This is a genomic window from Vibrio sp. 10N.286.51.B11 (assembly GCF_041469245.1).
Lineage (GTDB): Bacteria > Pseudomonadota > Gammaproteobacteria > Enterobacterales > Vibrionaceae > Vibrio > Vibrio crassostreae_C.
Window position 1 is genome coordinate 71,271 of sequence record NZ_JBFRKI010000007.1, and the last position, 14,498, is coordinate 85,768.

The window sequence follows — 14,498 nt, forward strand, 5'->3', positions numbered from 1 at the left end:
TCTTATGTGTGAATCCTGTTATCACTGCGGTGAAGATGTACCAGCGGAAACGGATTTTAAAGTAGAAATCTTAGGATCGGTGCGACCTATGTGTTGTCCGGGTTGCGAAACCGTAGCCCAGACAATCGTTGATAGCGGCCTGGTCTCTTACTACCAATATCGTACCGCTCCAGCTGAAAAAGCGGATCTCGTGCCAGAGCAACTTCTGGCACTCAGTCATTACGACAACGAAGATGTTCAATTGGAGTTCGTACGTAACTCTGAAAACACCTCTGAAGTGACATTGTCACTAGAAGGTGTCTCTTGTGCTGCTTGTGCTTGGCTTATTGAAAAGCAAGTCTCTTCAAAGTTAGGGGTTGTTAGTATTCGTGTTAATACCACGACTAACCGCGCCCTGCTCAGTTGGGACAACACTCAGACGAAACTGAGCGAGCTGTTGTCTGCAATCCATACCTTAGGCTACAAAGCCGCACCTTTTGAGGCTGATCAACAAGAAGCCGCCTATCATCGATCGATGAAGAATTATCTCTATCGTCTTGGCATTGCTGGTTTAGCAACCATGCAGGTCATGATGCTGGCTGTTGCGCTTTATCTTGAAGTCTTTGGTAACCTTGAGCCCGAATTCAAAAGCTACTTCCGTTGGGTGAGCTTAATCTTTGCAACACCGGTTCTGCTCTACTCTGCATTGCCTTTCTATATCAACGCGTGGCGTAGCCTCAAAGGTCGAACATTGGGTATGGATGTACCTGTGTCGATCGCTCTTTTGTTTGCCTACGTTGCAAGTTTGGTCGCAACGTTGACAGAGAAAGGTGAAGTATTCTTCGAATCTATCTCGATGTTTACCTTCTTCCTACTGCTTGGTCGTTTCCTTGAAATGCGCGCTCGTCGTAAAGCCGCCGCTGCTAGTGGTAACCTGCTTAAGCTCGTTCCTGCTATGGCAACAACGTTAGATGGCGAACAAGTTCCAGTCAAAACCTTAAAAGTTGGCGACCAAATTCGCGTTCTACCGGGTGAGCACATTCCTGCCGATGGCAAAGTATTGTCTGGCAGAGTTCATATCGATGAATCGATGCTGACTGGCGAATCTATCCATGTAGTCAAAAACGAAGGCGATACCGTCTTTGCTGGTACATTGAATGGTGATGAATCATTTGAATTGGAAGTAATGACGTCAAAAGCGGATTCGGTGATTTCCAACATCGTTCGCCTGCAAGACGAAGCGCAATTGTCTAAACCTCGAATTGCAGAAATTGCTGATGTTGTGGCTCGATACTTTGTTGCGGTGATCTTAATCATTTCGTTCGGTACTTGGTTCTACTGGCACCAAACACGACCAGAAGACGCTTTCTGGATCATGCTTTCGGTATTGGTCGCAACGTGTCCTTGTGCTCTGTCACTTGCAACACCGACGGCGATTACTTGCTCAACGTCTCGCATGGGTAACTTCGGTATTTTGCTGCGCAAAGGCCACGTATTCGAAACCTTGTGCAAAGTAAATCACTTGATCATCGATAAAACAGGCACATTGACTGAGGGTGATATTCGTATCAGCCAAGTTGAAACCTTCGCTGAACTTGATAAAGACACTTGTCTCAAAGTAGCGGCGAGCCTGGAACAACACGCTAACCACCCTATCGCTAAAGCGTTTAAGACTCATATTTCAGATGATATCGAAGTAGAGTCTGTCAATAACGTAATTGGTTCAGGCATCACTGGTGAGTGGAACGGCCAAGAAGTTGCGATTGGTAGTAGCGAATTCATTTTAGGTGAAGCTCAACCATCGGAAAGTAACGGTATTTACTTGTCGATGGCGGGTCGTCATATCGCGACGTTCACTTATGAAGATCCCATTCGTAAAGAAAGCATCGAGTTTATTAAGCAATTTAAAGAAGCGGGCATCAAAACAACTCTGCTGACTGGCGACTCTTTGATCAACGCGAAGCCTGTTGCTGAAGAGATCGGTATTACTGATATTGTTGCTAACGCGAAACCTGAAGATAAACTTGCTTACTTGAATTCTCGAGATGCCAGTGACATCACTATGATGGTTGGCGATGGCATTAACGATGCCCCTATTCTTGCAGGTGCCCACCTTTCTGTCGCTATGGGCGGCGGTACAGACGTGGCGAAAGCTTCTGCGGATATGGTGTTACTGGGTGATAAGCTCGATAGATTACTTAAGTCGCGTACTTTGGCGTTAAAAACACGTAAGATAATTCGTGAAAACCTAGCTTGGTCATTAGGATATAACTTACTTATCCTTCCATTGGCTGTCGCGGGTTTGGTTGCTCCATACATTGCCGTTGTGGGCATGTCTGCCAGCTCTATTATTGTTGTGTCTAACTCGTTAAGGCTTTTAAAAGAGCAAGGTAAATAATGGAAAGTTTATACATCCTGATCCCCATTGCGATTGTACTGGTGTGCATCGCTGTTGGTATTTTTCTATGGGCGGTGAAGAGCGAACAGTTTGAAGACCTAGAACGTCAAGGTCACAATATACTGTTTGATGAAGACGAAAAGGCTCACAACCATTCTGATAGTAAACCTGTCAAGAATGAGAAAGCTAACAGCGAAAGCCAAACTAACGTAGACAAAAAGAACGATGACGCCTGATTGGATCGGAGCCTTTGTTGTTGGATTGATCGGCGCAGGCCATTGCATGGGAATGTGTGGTGGTATTGCGTCGCTTCTTTCGATTGGCAACAGTAAACCTTCCCCTGTTATTCCCCTACTTTATAACCTAGGGCGCTTGCTAAGTTATGCCGTGATTGGTGGTGTGATTGGCGGTGCAATCTCTTCGATAGGTCAGCTAAGCGATTTTAACGCTCTGCTAGGTTGGCTGCGATTATTTGCAGCTGGCTTTATGATCGTCTTAGGTTTGTATATCGGTAAATGGTGGTTCGGCTTGTTGTTCTTTGAAAAAGTCGGGCAGAAACTATGGCGCTATATCTCTCCTTTAGGTAAATCATTTCTACCCTTGAAGCACCCTAGCCATGCTTTGCCGTTTGGCTTTATTTGGGGTTGGCTACCATGTGGCTTAGTTTACTCAATGCTTACGTGGGCGGCCGTATCAGGAAGTTGGTACAACGGTGCAGGTATCATGCTTGCTTTCGGTTTAGGTACGCTTCCAGCAATGCTCACAGTAGGTATGGGCGCTAATTTCCTCAAAAAAATGCAACAAGCTGACTTATTTCGCCAATTAGGCGCAATTTTAATCCTCCTTTATGGTTTCTATACCGGATATATGGCATTGCAGCTCATTATTTATACCGTATAGGCAATCTTTAAATCCGGTTTTTTTACTACCCAACTGGATAAAGGAATGCTAAAATATTGACGTATATCAAATAGTGAAAGATTGTTATGATTTCTGAAAAGCCTGTGACGAAACGTGTTCAGTCTGGTGGCTGTGCGATCCATTGCCAGGATTGTAGTATTAGCCAGCTCTGTATTCCGTTTACTTTGAATGAATCTGAACTCGATCAACTTGATCAGATCATTGAGAGAAAAAAGCCTATTCAAAAAGGCCAAGAGTTATTTAAAGCCGGTGACGAGCTTAAATCTCTATATGCTATTCGCTCTGGAACGATCAAGAGCTACACGATTACTGAGCAAGGTGATGAGCAGATTACTGCGTTCCACCTAGCGGGCGATCTTGTTGGCTTCGATGCGATTACTGGTGACCAACACCCTAGTTTCGCACAAGCGCTAGAAACTTCTATGGTATGTGAAATCCCATATGAGATTCTTGATGACCTATCAGGAAAAATGCCTAAATTGCGTCAGCAAATTATGCGCCTGATGAGTAACGAGATTAAAGGTGACCAAGAAATGATTCTGCTTCTTTCTAAGAAGAACGCGGAAGAGCGTCTTGCTGCATTCCTTTACAACCTTTCGACTCGCTTCTCTCAACGTGGCTTCAGCCCGCGTGAGTTCCGCCTAACGATGACTCGTGGCGATATTGGTAACTACCTTGGTTTGACTGTTGAAACAATCAGCCGTCTTCTAGGTCGCTTCCAAAAAGCAGACATCTTGAGCGTTAAAGGCAAATATATCACTATCGAAGATCACGATGCGTTGATGGAACTTGCTGGCGTTTCAAAAGAATAGTCTAGATATCAATGATGTAGTTCAATAATGAGCTACATCATGTTTCTCTCTTAAAACCTCTTATATTTCTCTTAATCTCTCCATAACTACGCTACATTATTTATATGTTCGGTCTGAAAAGTAGGCTTAGTTATGAGTATCTATAACAAAATTTTAGTTGTCGCAGACATTAATCACGATGAGCAACCTGCTCTAGTTCGTGCTATCCAACTTGCTAAGAAAAGCACCTCAACAAGCCACATCACTTTCTTTTTGTCGATATACGACTTCTCGTATGAAATGACATCTATGCTCTCTATCGATGAAAGAGACGCAATGCGCAAAGGCGTAATTCACCAACGCGAAATTTGGATGAATAAAGTCGCAGAACCTTACCTAGATGATTCTATTGAATTTAATGTACAAGTGGTTTGGCATAACCGCCCGTACGAAGCGATCATTGCTGAGGTTTACAGCGGCGAGCACGACATCTTAATCAAAGGCACGCGTAAGCACGATACCTTGGAATCTGTCATCTTCACTCCAACCGATTGGCACTTATTGAGAAAGTGCCCTAGCCCAGTGCTATTGGTTAAAAACGATTTCTGGCCAGATCACGCGAAGATTTTTGCTTCAGTTCATGTTGGTTCTGAAACAGAAGCTCATTTAGAGCTTAACGATACGATGGTCGACAGATTACTAGAGATCACCGGTCGTTTGGATGCTGAACCTTTCTTGGTGAATGCCTACCCAGTGACACCTGCGAATATCACCATTGAACTGCCAGAGTTTGACCCAACGTCTTATACTGACGCGGTTCGTGGTCATCACTTAACGGCAATGAAAGCATTGCGCCAGAAGCATGGTATGTGTGAAGAACAAACTGTGGTTGAGCAAGGCTTGCCTGAAGATGTTATTCCTCGCGTCGCTTCTGAAAATAACGCTGCGATGGTGATTCTGGGTACAACGGGTCGTACTGGCTTGTCTGCCGTATTTATTGGTAATACAGCGGAACATGTTATCGACAAGATTAACTGTGATGTGTTGGCTCTTAAACCGTCTGGTTACGTGAGCCCATTAGACCCTAACCTTTCGAAAGGTTAAGTCATAGAAAAGTTTAACTTATAAAAAAACGCCTCAAGCATTGCTTGAGGCGTTTTTGTTTATCTAGAGCAACGCCATTCCAAACACAGAATGGCAAACATCATCTTTATCCAATCTAATGGTTAAACATTCGTTACGTCGATGAACATTGACTCATCAATGTTAGATGATGAGATTTCAGCTTCTTCGAATTCGTATGCTTTGCGGTCTTCACTACGGTCCAGTGGAAGGTTCACGAAGTCAAACAGCTCGCGGTCAGCCAGTTGGCTTGGACTTACGTTCTGGATTGATTTGAAGATCTTCTCAACACGACCGGGCGTTTTCTTATCCCAATCAATTAGCATCGCTTTAATGTTCTGACGCTGTAGATTCTCTTGAGAGCCACATAGGTTACAAGGAATGATTGGGAACTCTTTGTGTTCAGCGTATTTGATTAGGTCCGTTTCACGACAGTAAGTCAGTGGACGAATAACAACGTTACGACCATCATCTGAACGAAGCTTTGGTGGCATAGCCTTTAGGCGCGCACCGTGGAACATGTTTAGGAACATGGTTTCAACGATGTCGTCTAGGTGGTGACCCAGTGCGATCTTAGTTGCGCCAATCTTCTCTGCGAATGAGTACAAAGTACCACGACGAAGACGAGAACATAGGCCACACGTTGTTTTGCCTTCTGGCACTTTCTCTTTAACCACTGAATACGTGTCTTTATCTACGATGTAGTAAGGAATGTTCAGCGTTTCAAAGTACTCAGGAAGAATGTGTTCAGGGAACCCAGGTTGTTTTTGATCTAGGTTTACTGCCACAACATCAAATTTGATCGGTGCTGCTTCACGTAAACGTAGCAAAATATCTAGCATCGCAAATGAATCTTTACCGCCACTAATACATGCCATTACTACGTCATTCTCTTCGATCATGTTGTAGTCGATGATGGCATTTCCAACATTTCTTCTCAGACGTTTCTGAAGTTTGTTGAATTCAAGTGTTTCTTTTCTATTATCGTTTTGGTTCATTGCGACTCTCACACCGTCGTATTACCGACTGTAGATTGCTAGTGGGACTGTTTTAGGGCGTGGATTATACGGATTTTTATTTAATGTTGAAATAGTAACGGCAGGATAAACAAGCTGAGTAATAGAAAGATTCTGCTTTTATTGTTCGATAAGCTCCCTAGCTGGTAGAGAAACGCGGTTTCACATGCTCTCGGTTGGTATCGCAGATAAAGAAAAGCAGCCTGATCTAATTCGATGAGGCTGCTTTAAGATATGTCGTAAAAGCTTAGGGGAATGATTCCGCTAAGCTTTTACTTCACTAACAATGATTCCGTTAAAAACTATTGCGCGGGAATGTACGGCAATACGCGAACTGTTGGTTCTGGTAACGTGATGCTGTCACTTCCATGAAATTCTTCTAAGGTGAATTTCGCTCGCCCTTCTTTGATTGGTAGTTGCTTACCATTTGAAAGCTCGATGTTGCCTTCCAGCTTATTAGCGAACTCTAGCGTTAACCCTTGGATATCTGGCGTGAACCAACCAGAGAACATGCCGCTGACGTCTTCAAGCATCGCCTGCATCTGTGGCAATAGATTTTCTATCTGTGTAACTTCAACAGTTCCAACTAAAGGCTCTTGAGTCATCACGACCAAAGAATACGCACATTCTTGTTCTTGAGTTTGTACAAAGATAAGAGGGTTTGCTGAGCGTAGGTTTTGATCTACCGGTAGAAGCAGTTCATTGGCCGGAGAGACTTTTAGCTCTTCGTAGTGCTCTTCTTTTTCCATCCAAGCTTTGCTGATGTGACAGGTTTGCTGAGCTTGTTGATCAACAAAGAAGACCGCAACTTTGACATCATCATGCCCTTCTTTGGTGTTGTTTTTCAGCTGAGTATAAAGCTTAGAATACGTGAACATGTATTCTTGCGCTGAAGCAGGAAGAGAAACCCCAAGGCTTAATGAGGCTAATAAAGCGAGTGCTGTCTTTTTCATTATTATAATCTTGTCGAAGTTGAGCGTTTATAAATAGAAAGAGCAGCCAATGAGCTGCTCTTTTTGTGATATTACTGGTATAAGCCGACTATCGAAGGCAACCAAGTTGGTATCAAAATGAGTTACTTTTTCCAGTATACCTCGTTGTGACGGATCATAGCTTGTAAATCAGTCACATAGTCGGAACCTCGCTCAGAATATTTTAACAAGCCATTGGTGAGCTCTGTCGCCGTTGCGGTTGTTAAAAGATCATCACCTTGCGCATCAAGTTTTGCACGAATCACTCTTAGATCGGCGTAAGCACGATTACGATTAAGGTTCATGAAATACCGATGTACGGATTCTTGGCTTGAAGAGAATGTTGCGACTTCATGAGAGCTACCTTCGTTACGTTGTAGCGGAACAAGGCCACAACCTTTGGTGTAACACCAGTGTCCAAAATAGTTATTTGCTTTAGTGGCGAAACGAGATGTACCCCAAGCTGATTCATTGGCCGCCTGAGTTAACACAAGCGCTTCAGGTAGCACGTTTACACGATTCAACATTTCTTTCAGCCAAGCGTCATCTAAGCCCGATGAAGGTACAGGCAGGCTATACAGCTTCCCTAGTCTCTTTGCGTATGACGCGTCTTCAGAGTCAACATTGTTCAACCCCGTCTCTGAAAGCTTGGTTAGAAACGCACGTTCTTTGGTGATTCGCTTGTTTTCGATGTTGATACTTGGGCGAAGATAAGAAAAGAAGGTGTCTTTCTTTTTATTTACATCTTCAATCGCTGCGAAATCTGGCTTATCAGAAGAGACGGTCAAGTCACCAAAGTTTTGCTCTGAGTCTGAAGCCTTTTGCCCCGCTCGCCTGTGCTCTTCTTCTTGTTGGTAAAGCATTGGGCCAACTAACGAGATCGAGCCAACTAAGGCTAATGCTGTCACTTTTAGCGCAAGTGATTTACTTGCGCTTAATTTAGAGTTGTTATGCATCGAATACCTGTGGGTCTTTATTGTTGCTACCGTTGTGGTCGTCGTCGCTCTTTGGTCTGTCTGACGCGATCAGTTTGAGTTTAATGCCAAACATCTCGCGGTAAAGAATCCCTTTCACGTGGAAGAAGAAAGGTAAAACGAAGATAAGGCCAATGCCGTACATCATTGCCGCGACGATGAACATCAGCATTACTAATAGGTAGATAGAAGCAACGGTGAAGATTTTTTTGTTGACAGCACGCAGAGAAAGCAGCAGCGATTGCATTGGCGGCACTTTCTTATCACAAATCAGCAGAATCGAATGGCTGAACGCCAGTGAGAAGTAGATAGACAAGAACGGCAGAATCATACCTGCGATGCCTTGAAGCATTAGGCTAAACAAAGTCACTAGAATAACCGGAACCGTAAACTGCAAACCTTTACCGATGTGGCGTACTTTGGTTTGTAGGCCAGCGGCGTGGCTCATTGCCATTAAACAGATACCGGCATAGATAGGCGCGCTGATCACTTCATAGCTAAAGTTCGCAATAAAAATCGATTCAACGATTTGTGGCGTGAACGACTCTGGGTCGATAACCGCATCCAAGATAACCGCAGGATCACCAAGCTGTAGTTTTAGTGCGATATAAAAGATAGCGAGCTGCACAAACATCAAAGCAATAATCGCTGGGGAAAACGAAAGAAAGTGACTTATCGTATGTTTCCAAGCTTCTTGGAATACAGCCGTTGCTTTGAGCTCATAATCGCCAGAAAGTGCACGGTTGATACTACCGCCCAAATTAAAATCTTTTTCGATGTCGTTGTTCATATTGATACCTAGGTGTGCCGATTAAGCGAAGCCACCTAACTTATTGATAAAAAATTACCTTCATTATACTCATATGTCGGATACAAACTAAAATATGAATCTGTAACAAGGCTTGCTTTTGCGTCTTAATGGTTAATAATTAGACACTTGTTAGGGTGTAGACCCAGTAAATAACAGTATGGTAAAGGATGTTTACTTTTACCTGCGAAATTTTTTATCTTCGAAAGGTAAAAAATGCTTTGAATTCACGTTTTTGGTGATTATGATGCGCGCCTTAAAGGTGTATAGCAACAGGTCTCAAATAGAACCAAGGTGGAGAAAAACAGACGTTGAACGCTAAAAAATCAGTAGGAAAGCCAGTAGTACAGCTAACTGGCATCAGTAAAAGTTTCGATGGTAAGGAAGTCATCGGCAATCTGGATTTAAACGTAAATCATGGTGAGTTTCTCACGATTTTAGGCCCATCAGGTTGTGGTAAAACAACCGTGCTAAGAATGATTGCGGGTTTTGAAACGGCAGATAGTGGTCAAATACTATTAGCTGAACAAAACGTAACCCAAGTTCCTGCTGAACAAAGGCATGTAAACACTGTATTCCAAAGCTATGCCCTATTCCCGCATATGACCGTTTTCGACAATGTGGCATTTGGCTTACGCATGCAGAAAGTTCCAAACAGCGAGATTGAACCTCGTGTAATGGATGCTTTGAAAATGGTGCGCCTAGAACAAATGGCACAACGAAAGCCACACCAGCTATCTGGTGGTCAACAGCAACGTATCGCAATCGCTCGTGCTGTCGTTAATAAGCCTAAAGTTCTTTTGTTGGATGAATCTCTATCTGCTCTGGATTACAAACTACGTAAACAGATGCAAATCGAGCTGAAACAATTACAACGCCAACTTGGTATCACGTTCATTTTTGTAACGCATGACCAAGAAGAGGCGCTGTCTATGTCTGACCGTATTATTGTTATGCGTGATGGCGTGATTGAACAAGACGGAACACCAAGAGAGATCTACGAAGAGCCTAAGAACCTATTTGTAGCGCGTTTCATTGGTGAAATTAACGTATTCGAAGCGACAGCGAAATCTCGTCAAGATGAAAAACGCATTGTTGCGACAATCGAAGGTGAAGAGTCCATTATCTATCACGATAAAGACGTAACACCGGGTCAAAAACTGCAAGTATTGCTTCGCCCTGAAGATCTTCGAATCGAAGAAATTAAAGAGTCAGAGCAACGCGGTATTGTTGGCCACATTGTCGAGCGAACCTATAAAGGCATGACATTAGATTCAGTCGTAGAACTTGAATCTGGTATGCGTGTCATGGTTAGCGAATTCTTCAACGAAGATGACCCTGATGTTGATCACTCACTGGGCCAAAAAGTTGCAGTAACTTGGGTTGAGAGCTGGGAAGTGGTATTAGAAGATGAGCAAGAAGTTTAATTTACAAAACGCAATTGTTGCTTTAATCACAGGTTGGTTAGTGTTGTTCGTGATGATTCCAAACATCATGATCATTGGTACTAGCTTCTTAACTCGTGATGAAGCGAACTTGATCGAGATGACCTTCACTCTCGATAACTACGTGCGTTTGGCTGACCCGCTGTATTTTAAAGTGTTGATGCACTCTTTCTATATGGCAATTGTCGCAACCCTACTTTGTTTGATTATTGGTTACCCATTCGCTTACATCGTGGCAAAAATGCCGGCGAAGTGGCGTCCAATCATGTTGTTCCTAGTGATAGTACCATTCTGGACGAACTCTTTGATTCGTACATACGGATTAAAAATTGTACTGGGTACGCAAGGTGTCTTGAACAAAAGCTTGTTAGCGTTAGATATCATTGATAAACCGCTACGTATCATGTACTCAGAAACCGCAGTAATGATCGGTTTAGTGTACATCCTACTTCCGTTTATGATTCTGCCGCTGTATTCAGCGATTGAAAAACTGGACGATACGTATTTAGAAGCGGCTAAAGATTTAGGTGCGAACAAACTGCAAACGCTATTGAAAGTGGTACTACCACTAACAATGCCGGGCATTATTGGCGGCTGTTTGTTAGTGCTACTGCCAGCGTTAGGTATGTTCTACATCTCTGACCTATTAGGCGGAGCTAAGAACCTATTGATTGGTAACGTGATTAAGAGCCAAGTGCTCAACGCTCGAGACTGGCCGTTTGGCGCAGCGACGAGTATCGCACTGACCATGGCAATGGCTGTGATGCTGTATGCCTACTACCGAGCAGGTAAGCTATTGAACAAGAAAGTGGAGCTAGACTAATGGGGCGCACAGTTAAGTTCAGCTTTATGGCGCTGGTATACGCCTTTCTATACCTACCTATTATCGTATTGATCGCTAACTCGTTTAATGCCAATAAGTTTGGTATGAAATGGGGTGGCTTCACCACTAAATGGTATGACGCGCTTATTAACAACGACAGCCTAATGCAGGCTGCGTGGCACTCGATCAACGTAGCGGTGTTCTCAGCAACAGCCGCAACGATTGTCGGGAGCCTTACAGCAGTAGCCCTATTCCGTTACCAATTTAAAGGTAAAGGCATCGTAAATGGCATGCTGTTCATCGTAATGATGTCTCCAGATATCGTAATGGCGATTTCGCTTCTTGCGCTATTCTTGGTAATGGGTGTTCAACTTGGGTTCTTTACCCTACTTGCTGCTCACATTACCTTCTGTCTACCGTTTGTTGTAGTAACGGTATACAGTCGCTTGAATGGCTTTGATGTGAAGATGCTAGAAGCAGCAAAAGACTTAGGTGCAAGTGAATGGACGATTCTAAAACAGATCATTCTGCCTCTTGCTAAGCCAGCGGTTGCTGCGGGTTGGTTATTGAGCTTCACTCTGTCTTTGGACGATGTAATCATTAGCTCTTTCGTAACCGGCCCAACGTATGAAATCTTACCACTGAAGATTTACTCAATGGTTAAAGTGGGTATCTCTCCTGAGGTAAACGCCCTAGCAACAGTGATGTTAGTGGTGTCGTTAATACTGGTGATCATTTCTCAGTCATTAGCGAGAGAAAAAATCAAGTAAGTCTCCTACTCTATATAGAGACTGGCTTGATTAAGAAGTTAAGAGACTTCAAGTTCAAAAAAAGTGTTAATCATAAACAGAATGGTAAATTGCCATTCTGTTTTTCTATCTACTGCCTTCGGGCAACGTTTAGTTTGGAGCTAACGTCAATGAAAAAATGGGCTACTCTATTAGCTGGTAGTGCATGTGCGCTTTCAATGTTATCTGCACCATCATTTGCAAAAGATAACAAAGAATTGGTATTCATGAATTGGGGACCTTACATCAACAGTGAGATTCTAGAACAGTTCACTGATGAAACTGGTATCAAGGTGATCTACTCGACTTACGAGTCGAACGAAACCCTGTACGCAAAGCTAAAAACACACAACAAAGGCTATGACCTAGTTGTGCCGTCGACTTACTTCGTATCTAAGATGCGTGACGAAGGTATGCTACAAAAGATCGACAAAACTAAGCTGAACAACTTCAAGAATCTAGATACTAACTATCTAGATAAGCCGTACGACCCAAGCAACGACTACTCTATTCCACACGTAGTTGCGATCACAGGTCTTGCTGTTAACACTGACATGTACGATCCAGAAGATTTCCAAAGCTGGGCTGATCTATGGAAGCCAGAGCTTGAAGGTCAACTGATGATGATGGACGACACTCGTGAAGTGTTCCACATCGCACTGCGTAAGTTAGGTTACTCTGGTAACACAACCAACGAAAAAGAGATCGACGAAGCGTACGCTGAGCTACAAAAGCTTATGCCAAACGTTCTAGTATTTAACTCAGACAACCCAGGCGCGCCTTACATGTCTGGTGAAGTGGGTCTTGGTATGCTGTGGAACGGTTCTGCTGCTGCAGCGCAAAACGAAGGTCTACCAATCAAACTGGTTTTCCCTAAAGAAGGCGGTATCGGTTGGGTTGATAACTTTGCGATTAGCTCTGGTGCGGTAAACGTAGAAGCAGCTCATAAGATGATTGATTTCCTACTTCGCCCTGAAATTGCTGAGCAAATTTCTCGTGACACAGGCTACCTAACGGCCGTTAAAGCGTCTAACGAGAAGTTCAAAGATAGCCCTGCGCTATTCCCATCGCAAGAAGACCTTGATCGTGTTGAATGGCAAGCTGCGGTTGGCGATAAGACAGTGAAGTACGAAGATTACTTCATGAAACTTAAAGCAGGTCAGTAATTTAGCTTATTATCTAACTGTGGCTAAGTAACCAGTTTACTTAACAGGTCAACGTAGATAATCAATAAGTTAAAAATAAGAATATCAATGAATAGGCAGCTTAGGCTGCCTATTTTATTATATCGCTGCTATAATATAGCGCGATTTTTCGAAATCCTTTACCTTGGGTTCACTACCCAGCTCCAAATCAAACAAATGAACGGAACAGTAATGAAAAAAACACTGTATACCGGCGCATTGTGTGCTGCTACTTTACTTTCTACACCCTCTTTCGCAGCTGACCAAGAACTGTATTTTTACAACTGGTCTGAATATATTCCAAATGAAGTACTAGAAGACTTCACAGAAGAGACGGGCATTAAAGTCTACTACTCAACTTATGAGTCTAACGAAAGCATGTACGCTAAGTTAAAAACTCAAGGTACGGGTTACGACTTAGTGGTTCCTTCTACTTACTTCGTTTCTAAGATGCGTAAAGAAGGCATGCTTCAAGAGCTTGATAAAACCAAGCTAAGCCACTTTGCAGATTTGGATCCAAATTACTTAGATAAGCCATTTGACCCAAATAACAACTACTCAATCCCATACATCTGGGGTGCGACGGGTATTGGTATCAACTCAGACATGCTAGACAAGTCTTCAGTTAAAAACTGGGGCGATCTGTGGGATACGCAGTGGGAAGGTCAACTGATGATGATGGATGACTCTCGTGAGGTTTTCCATATCGCTCTATCTAAACTGGGCTACTCTCCAAACACGACTAACCCTGAAGAAATCAAAGAAGCCTACGAAGAACTTCGTAAGCTAATGCCAAACGTATTGGTATTTAACTCAGATTTCCCAGCGAACCCTTACCTAGCAGGTGAAGTGTCTCTTGGTATGCTTTGGAATGGTTCTGCTTACATGGCACGCCAAGAAGGCGCAACGATTGACATTATCTGGCCAGAAAAAGGCGCTATCTTCTGGATGGACAGCCTAGCAATTCCAGCAGGCGCTAAGAACACTGAAGCGGCTCATAAGATGATCGACTTCCTTCTTCGCCCAGAGAACGCTGCGAAAATTGCTCTAGAGATCGGTTACCCGACACCAGTTAAAACCGCTTACCCTCTTCTTCCTAAAGAATTTGCTGAAGACAAGAACGTTTTCCCACCACAATCAGTGATGGATAACGGTGTGTGGCAAGATGAAGTTGGTGAAGCGAGCGTTATTTATGACGAGTACTTCCAAAAACTTAAAGTAAACAACTAAGTTATTGTTAGTTAAGAAGTTAAGTAAATAAAGCGGCGTAAGCCGCTT

At 43.3% G+C, this 14,498-nt stretch carries 14 protein-coding genes; 10 read left to right on the forward strand and 4 right to left on the reverse strand.

What is annotated here, in order from left to right:
• Positions 1 to 4 precede the first annotated feature (4 nt).
• The 5 genes from AB4154_RS02990 (at position 5) to uspE (ending at position 5,193) form a co-directional block, all read left to right on the forward strand.
• A complete protein-coding gene (locus AB4154_RS02990) occupies positions 5 to 2,377 on the forward strand; it encodes a heavy metal translocating P-type ATPase (RefSeq protein WP_372122147.1) in 2,373 nt (790 codons plus the stop codon).
• The gene (ccoS, locus tag AB4154_RS02995) at positions 2,377 to 2,613 is read left to right on the forward strand and encodes a cbb3-type cytochrome oxidase assembly protein CcoS (protein WP_017059639.1); all 237 of its coding nucleotides are present in this window, start codon (positions 2,377 to 2,379) and stop codon (positions 2,611 to 2,613) included. The genes AB4154_RS02990 and ccoS overlap by 1 nt, the downstream gene beginning before the upstream one ends.
• On the forward strand, positions 2,603 to 3,277 hold the full coding sequence (locus tag AB4154_RS03000) for a sulfite exporter TauE/SafE family protein (RefSeq protein ID WP_102428850.1): 675 nt from the start codon (positions 2,603 to 2,605) through the stop codon (positions 3,275 to 3,277). Before ccoS ends, AB4154_RS03000 begins: the two co-directional genes overlap by 11 nt.
• A gap of 86 nt (positions 3,278 to 3,363) precedes the next feature.
• Entirely contained in the window at positions 3,364 to 4,110 is a 747-nt protein-coding gene (locus AB4154_RS03005) for an FNR family transcription factor (RefSeq protein ID WP_017059637.1), read from the forward strand.
• Between the two features lie 132 nt (positions 4,111 to 4,242).
• The gene (uspE, locus tag AB4154_RS03010) at positions 4,243 to 5,193 is read left to right on the forward strand and encodes a universal stress protein UspE (protein WP_017070547.1); all 951 of its coding nucleotides are present in this window, start codon (positions 4,243 to 4,245) and stop codon (positions 5,191 to 5,193) included.
• A 122-nt stretch (positions 5,194 to 5,315) separates the two neighbouring features.
• On the opposite strand, the gene ttcA is transcribed toward uspE, so the two are convergent.
• From ttcA to AB4154_RS03030, 4 genes are all read right to left on the reverse strand, one after another.
• The gene (ttcA, locus tag AB4154_RS03015) at positions 5,316 to 6,209 is read right to left on the reverse strand and encodes a tRNA 2-thiocytidine(32) synthetase TtcA (RefSeq protein WP_017059635.1); all 894 of its coding nucleotides are present in this window, start codon (positions 6,207 to 6,209) and stop codon (positions 5,316 to 5,318) included.
• Between the two features lie 320 nt (positions 6,210 to 6,529).
• Positions 6,530 to 7,180, reverse strand: a complete 651-nt coding sequence (locus AB4154_RS03020; protein WP_372122149.1) for a DUF2987 domain-containing protein — start codon at positions 7,178 to 7,180, stop codon at positions 6,530 to 6,532.
• A gap of 122 nt (positions 7,181 to 7,302) precedes the next feature.
• The gene (locus AB4154_RS03025) at positions 7,303 to 8,154 is read right to left on the reverse strand and encodes a glucosaminidase domain-containing protein (RefSeq protein ID WP_372122151.1); all 852 of its coding nucleotides are present in this window, start codon (positions 8,152 to 8,154) and stop codon (positions 7,303 to 7,305) included.
• On the reverse strand, positions 8,147 to 8,962 hold the full coding sequence (locus tag AB4154_RS03030) for a membrane protein (protein WP_017063864.1): 816 nt from the start codon (positions 8,960 to 8,962) through the stop codon (positions 8,147 to 8,149). The genes AB4154_RS03025 and AB4154_RS03030 overlap by 8 nt, the downstream gene beginning before the upstream one ends.
• Before the next feature lie 329 nt (positions 8,963 to 9,291).
• On the opposite strand from AB4154_RS03030, the gene potA reads away from it, so the two are divergent.
• The 5 genes from potA to AB4154_RS03055 all read left to right on the forward strand — a co-directional run bounded on the left by potA (position 9,292) and on the right by AB4154_RS03055 (position 14,450).
• Positions 9,292 to 10,407 carry a spermidine/putrescine ABC transporter ATP-binding protein PotA gene (gene potA / locus AB4154_RS03035; RefSeq protein WP_017059631.1) on the forward strand — a complete coding sequence of 372 codons (1,116 nt, stop codon included), beginning with the start codon at positions 9,292 to 9,294 and terminating at the stop codon, positions 10,405 to 10,407.
• On the forward strand, positions 10,391 to 11,248 hold the full coding sequence (gene potB / locus AB4154_RS03040; RefSeq protein WP_017059630.1) for a spermidine/putrescine ABC transporter permease PotB: 858 nt from the start codon (positions 10,391 to 10,393) through the stop codon (positions 11,246 to 11,248). The genes potA and potB overlap by 17 nt, the downstream gene beginning before the upstream one ends.
• Positions 11,248 to 12,018 carry a spermidine/putrescine ABC transporter permease PotC gene (gene potC, locus AB4154_RS03045; protein ID WP_017059629.1) on the forward strand — a complete coding sequence of 257 codons (771 nt, stop codon included), beginning with the start codon at positions 11,248 to 11,250 and terminating at the stop codon, positions 12,016 to 12,018. Before potB ends, potC begins: the two co-directional genes overlap by 1 nt.
• Before the next feature lie 149 nt (positions 12,019 to 12,167).
• On the forward strand, positions 12,168 to 13,202 hold the full coding sequence (locus AB4154_RS03050; RefSeq protein ID WP_017059628.1) for an extracellular solute-binding protein: 1,035 nt from the start codon (positions 12,168 to 12,170) through the stop codon (positions 13,200 to 13,202).
• A 210-nt stretch (positions 13,203 to 13,412) separates the two neighbouring features.
• On the forward strand, positions 13,413 to 14,450 hold the full coding sequence (locus AB4154_RS03055; RefSeq protein WP_017059627.1) for an extracellular solute-binding protein: 1,038 nt from the start codon (positions 13,413 to 13,415) through the stop codon (positions 14,448 to 14,450).
• The last annotated feature ends 48 nt before the right edge of the window (positions 14,451 to 14,498 follow it).

What these genes read in the sequence shown, in the direction of transcription:
- AB4154_RS02990 (WP_372122147.1), top strand. Translation starts at nt 5, where the DNA reads ATGTGTGAATCCTGTTATCACTGCGGTGAAGATGTACCAGCGGAAACG.
- ccoS (WP_017059639.1), top strand. Translation starts at nt 2,377, where the DNA reads ATGGAAAGTTTATACATCCTGATCCCCATTGCGATTGTACTGGTGTGC.
- AB4154_RS03000 (WP_102428850.1), top strand. Translation starts at nt 2,603, where the DNA reads ATGACGCCTGATTGGATCGGAGCCTTTGTTGTTGGATTGATCGGCGCA.
- AB4154_RS03005 (WP_017059637.1), top strand. Translation starts at nt 3,364, where the DNA reads ATGATTTCTGAAAAGCCTGTGACGAAACGTGTTCAGTCTGGTGGCTGT.
- uspE (WP_017070547.1), top strand. Translation starts at nt 4,243, where the DNA reads ATGAGTATCTATAACAAAATTTTAGTTGTCGCAGACATTAATCACGAT.
- ttcA (WP_017059635.1), bottom strand. Translation starts at nt 6,209, where the DNA reads ATGAACCAAAACGATAATAGAAAAGAAACACTTGAATTCAACAAACTT.
- AB4154_RS03020 (WP_372122149.1), bottom strand. Translation starts at nt 7,180, where the DNA reads ATGAAAAAGACAGCACTCGCTTTATTAGCCTCATTAAGCCTTGGGGTT.
- AB4154_RS03025 (WP_372122151.1), bottom strand. Translation starts at nt 8,154, where the DNA reads ATGCATAACAACTCTAAATTAAGCGCAAGTAAATCACTTGCGCTAAAA.
- AB4154_RS03030 (WP_017063864.1), bottom strand. Translation starts at nt 8,962, where the DNA reads ATGAACAACGACATCGAAAAAGATTTTAATTTGGGCGGTAGTATCAAC.
- potB (WP_017059630.1), top strand. Translation starts at nt 10,391, where the DNA reads ATGAGCAAGAAGTTTAATTTACAAAACGCAATTGTTGCTTTAATCACA.
- potC (WP_017059629.1), top strand. Translation starts at nt 11,248, where the DNA reads ATGGGGCGCACAGTTAAGTTCAGCTTTATGGCGCTGGTATACGCCTTT.
- AB4154_RS03050 (WP_017059628.1), top strand. Translation starts at nt 12,168, where the DNA reads ATGAAAAAATGGGCTACTCTATTAGCTGGTAGTGCATGTGCGCTTTCA.
- AB4154_RS03055 (WP_017059627.1), top strand. Translation starts at nt 13,413, where the DNA reads ATGAAAAAAACACTGTATACCGGCGCATTGTGTGCTGCTACTTTACTT.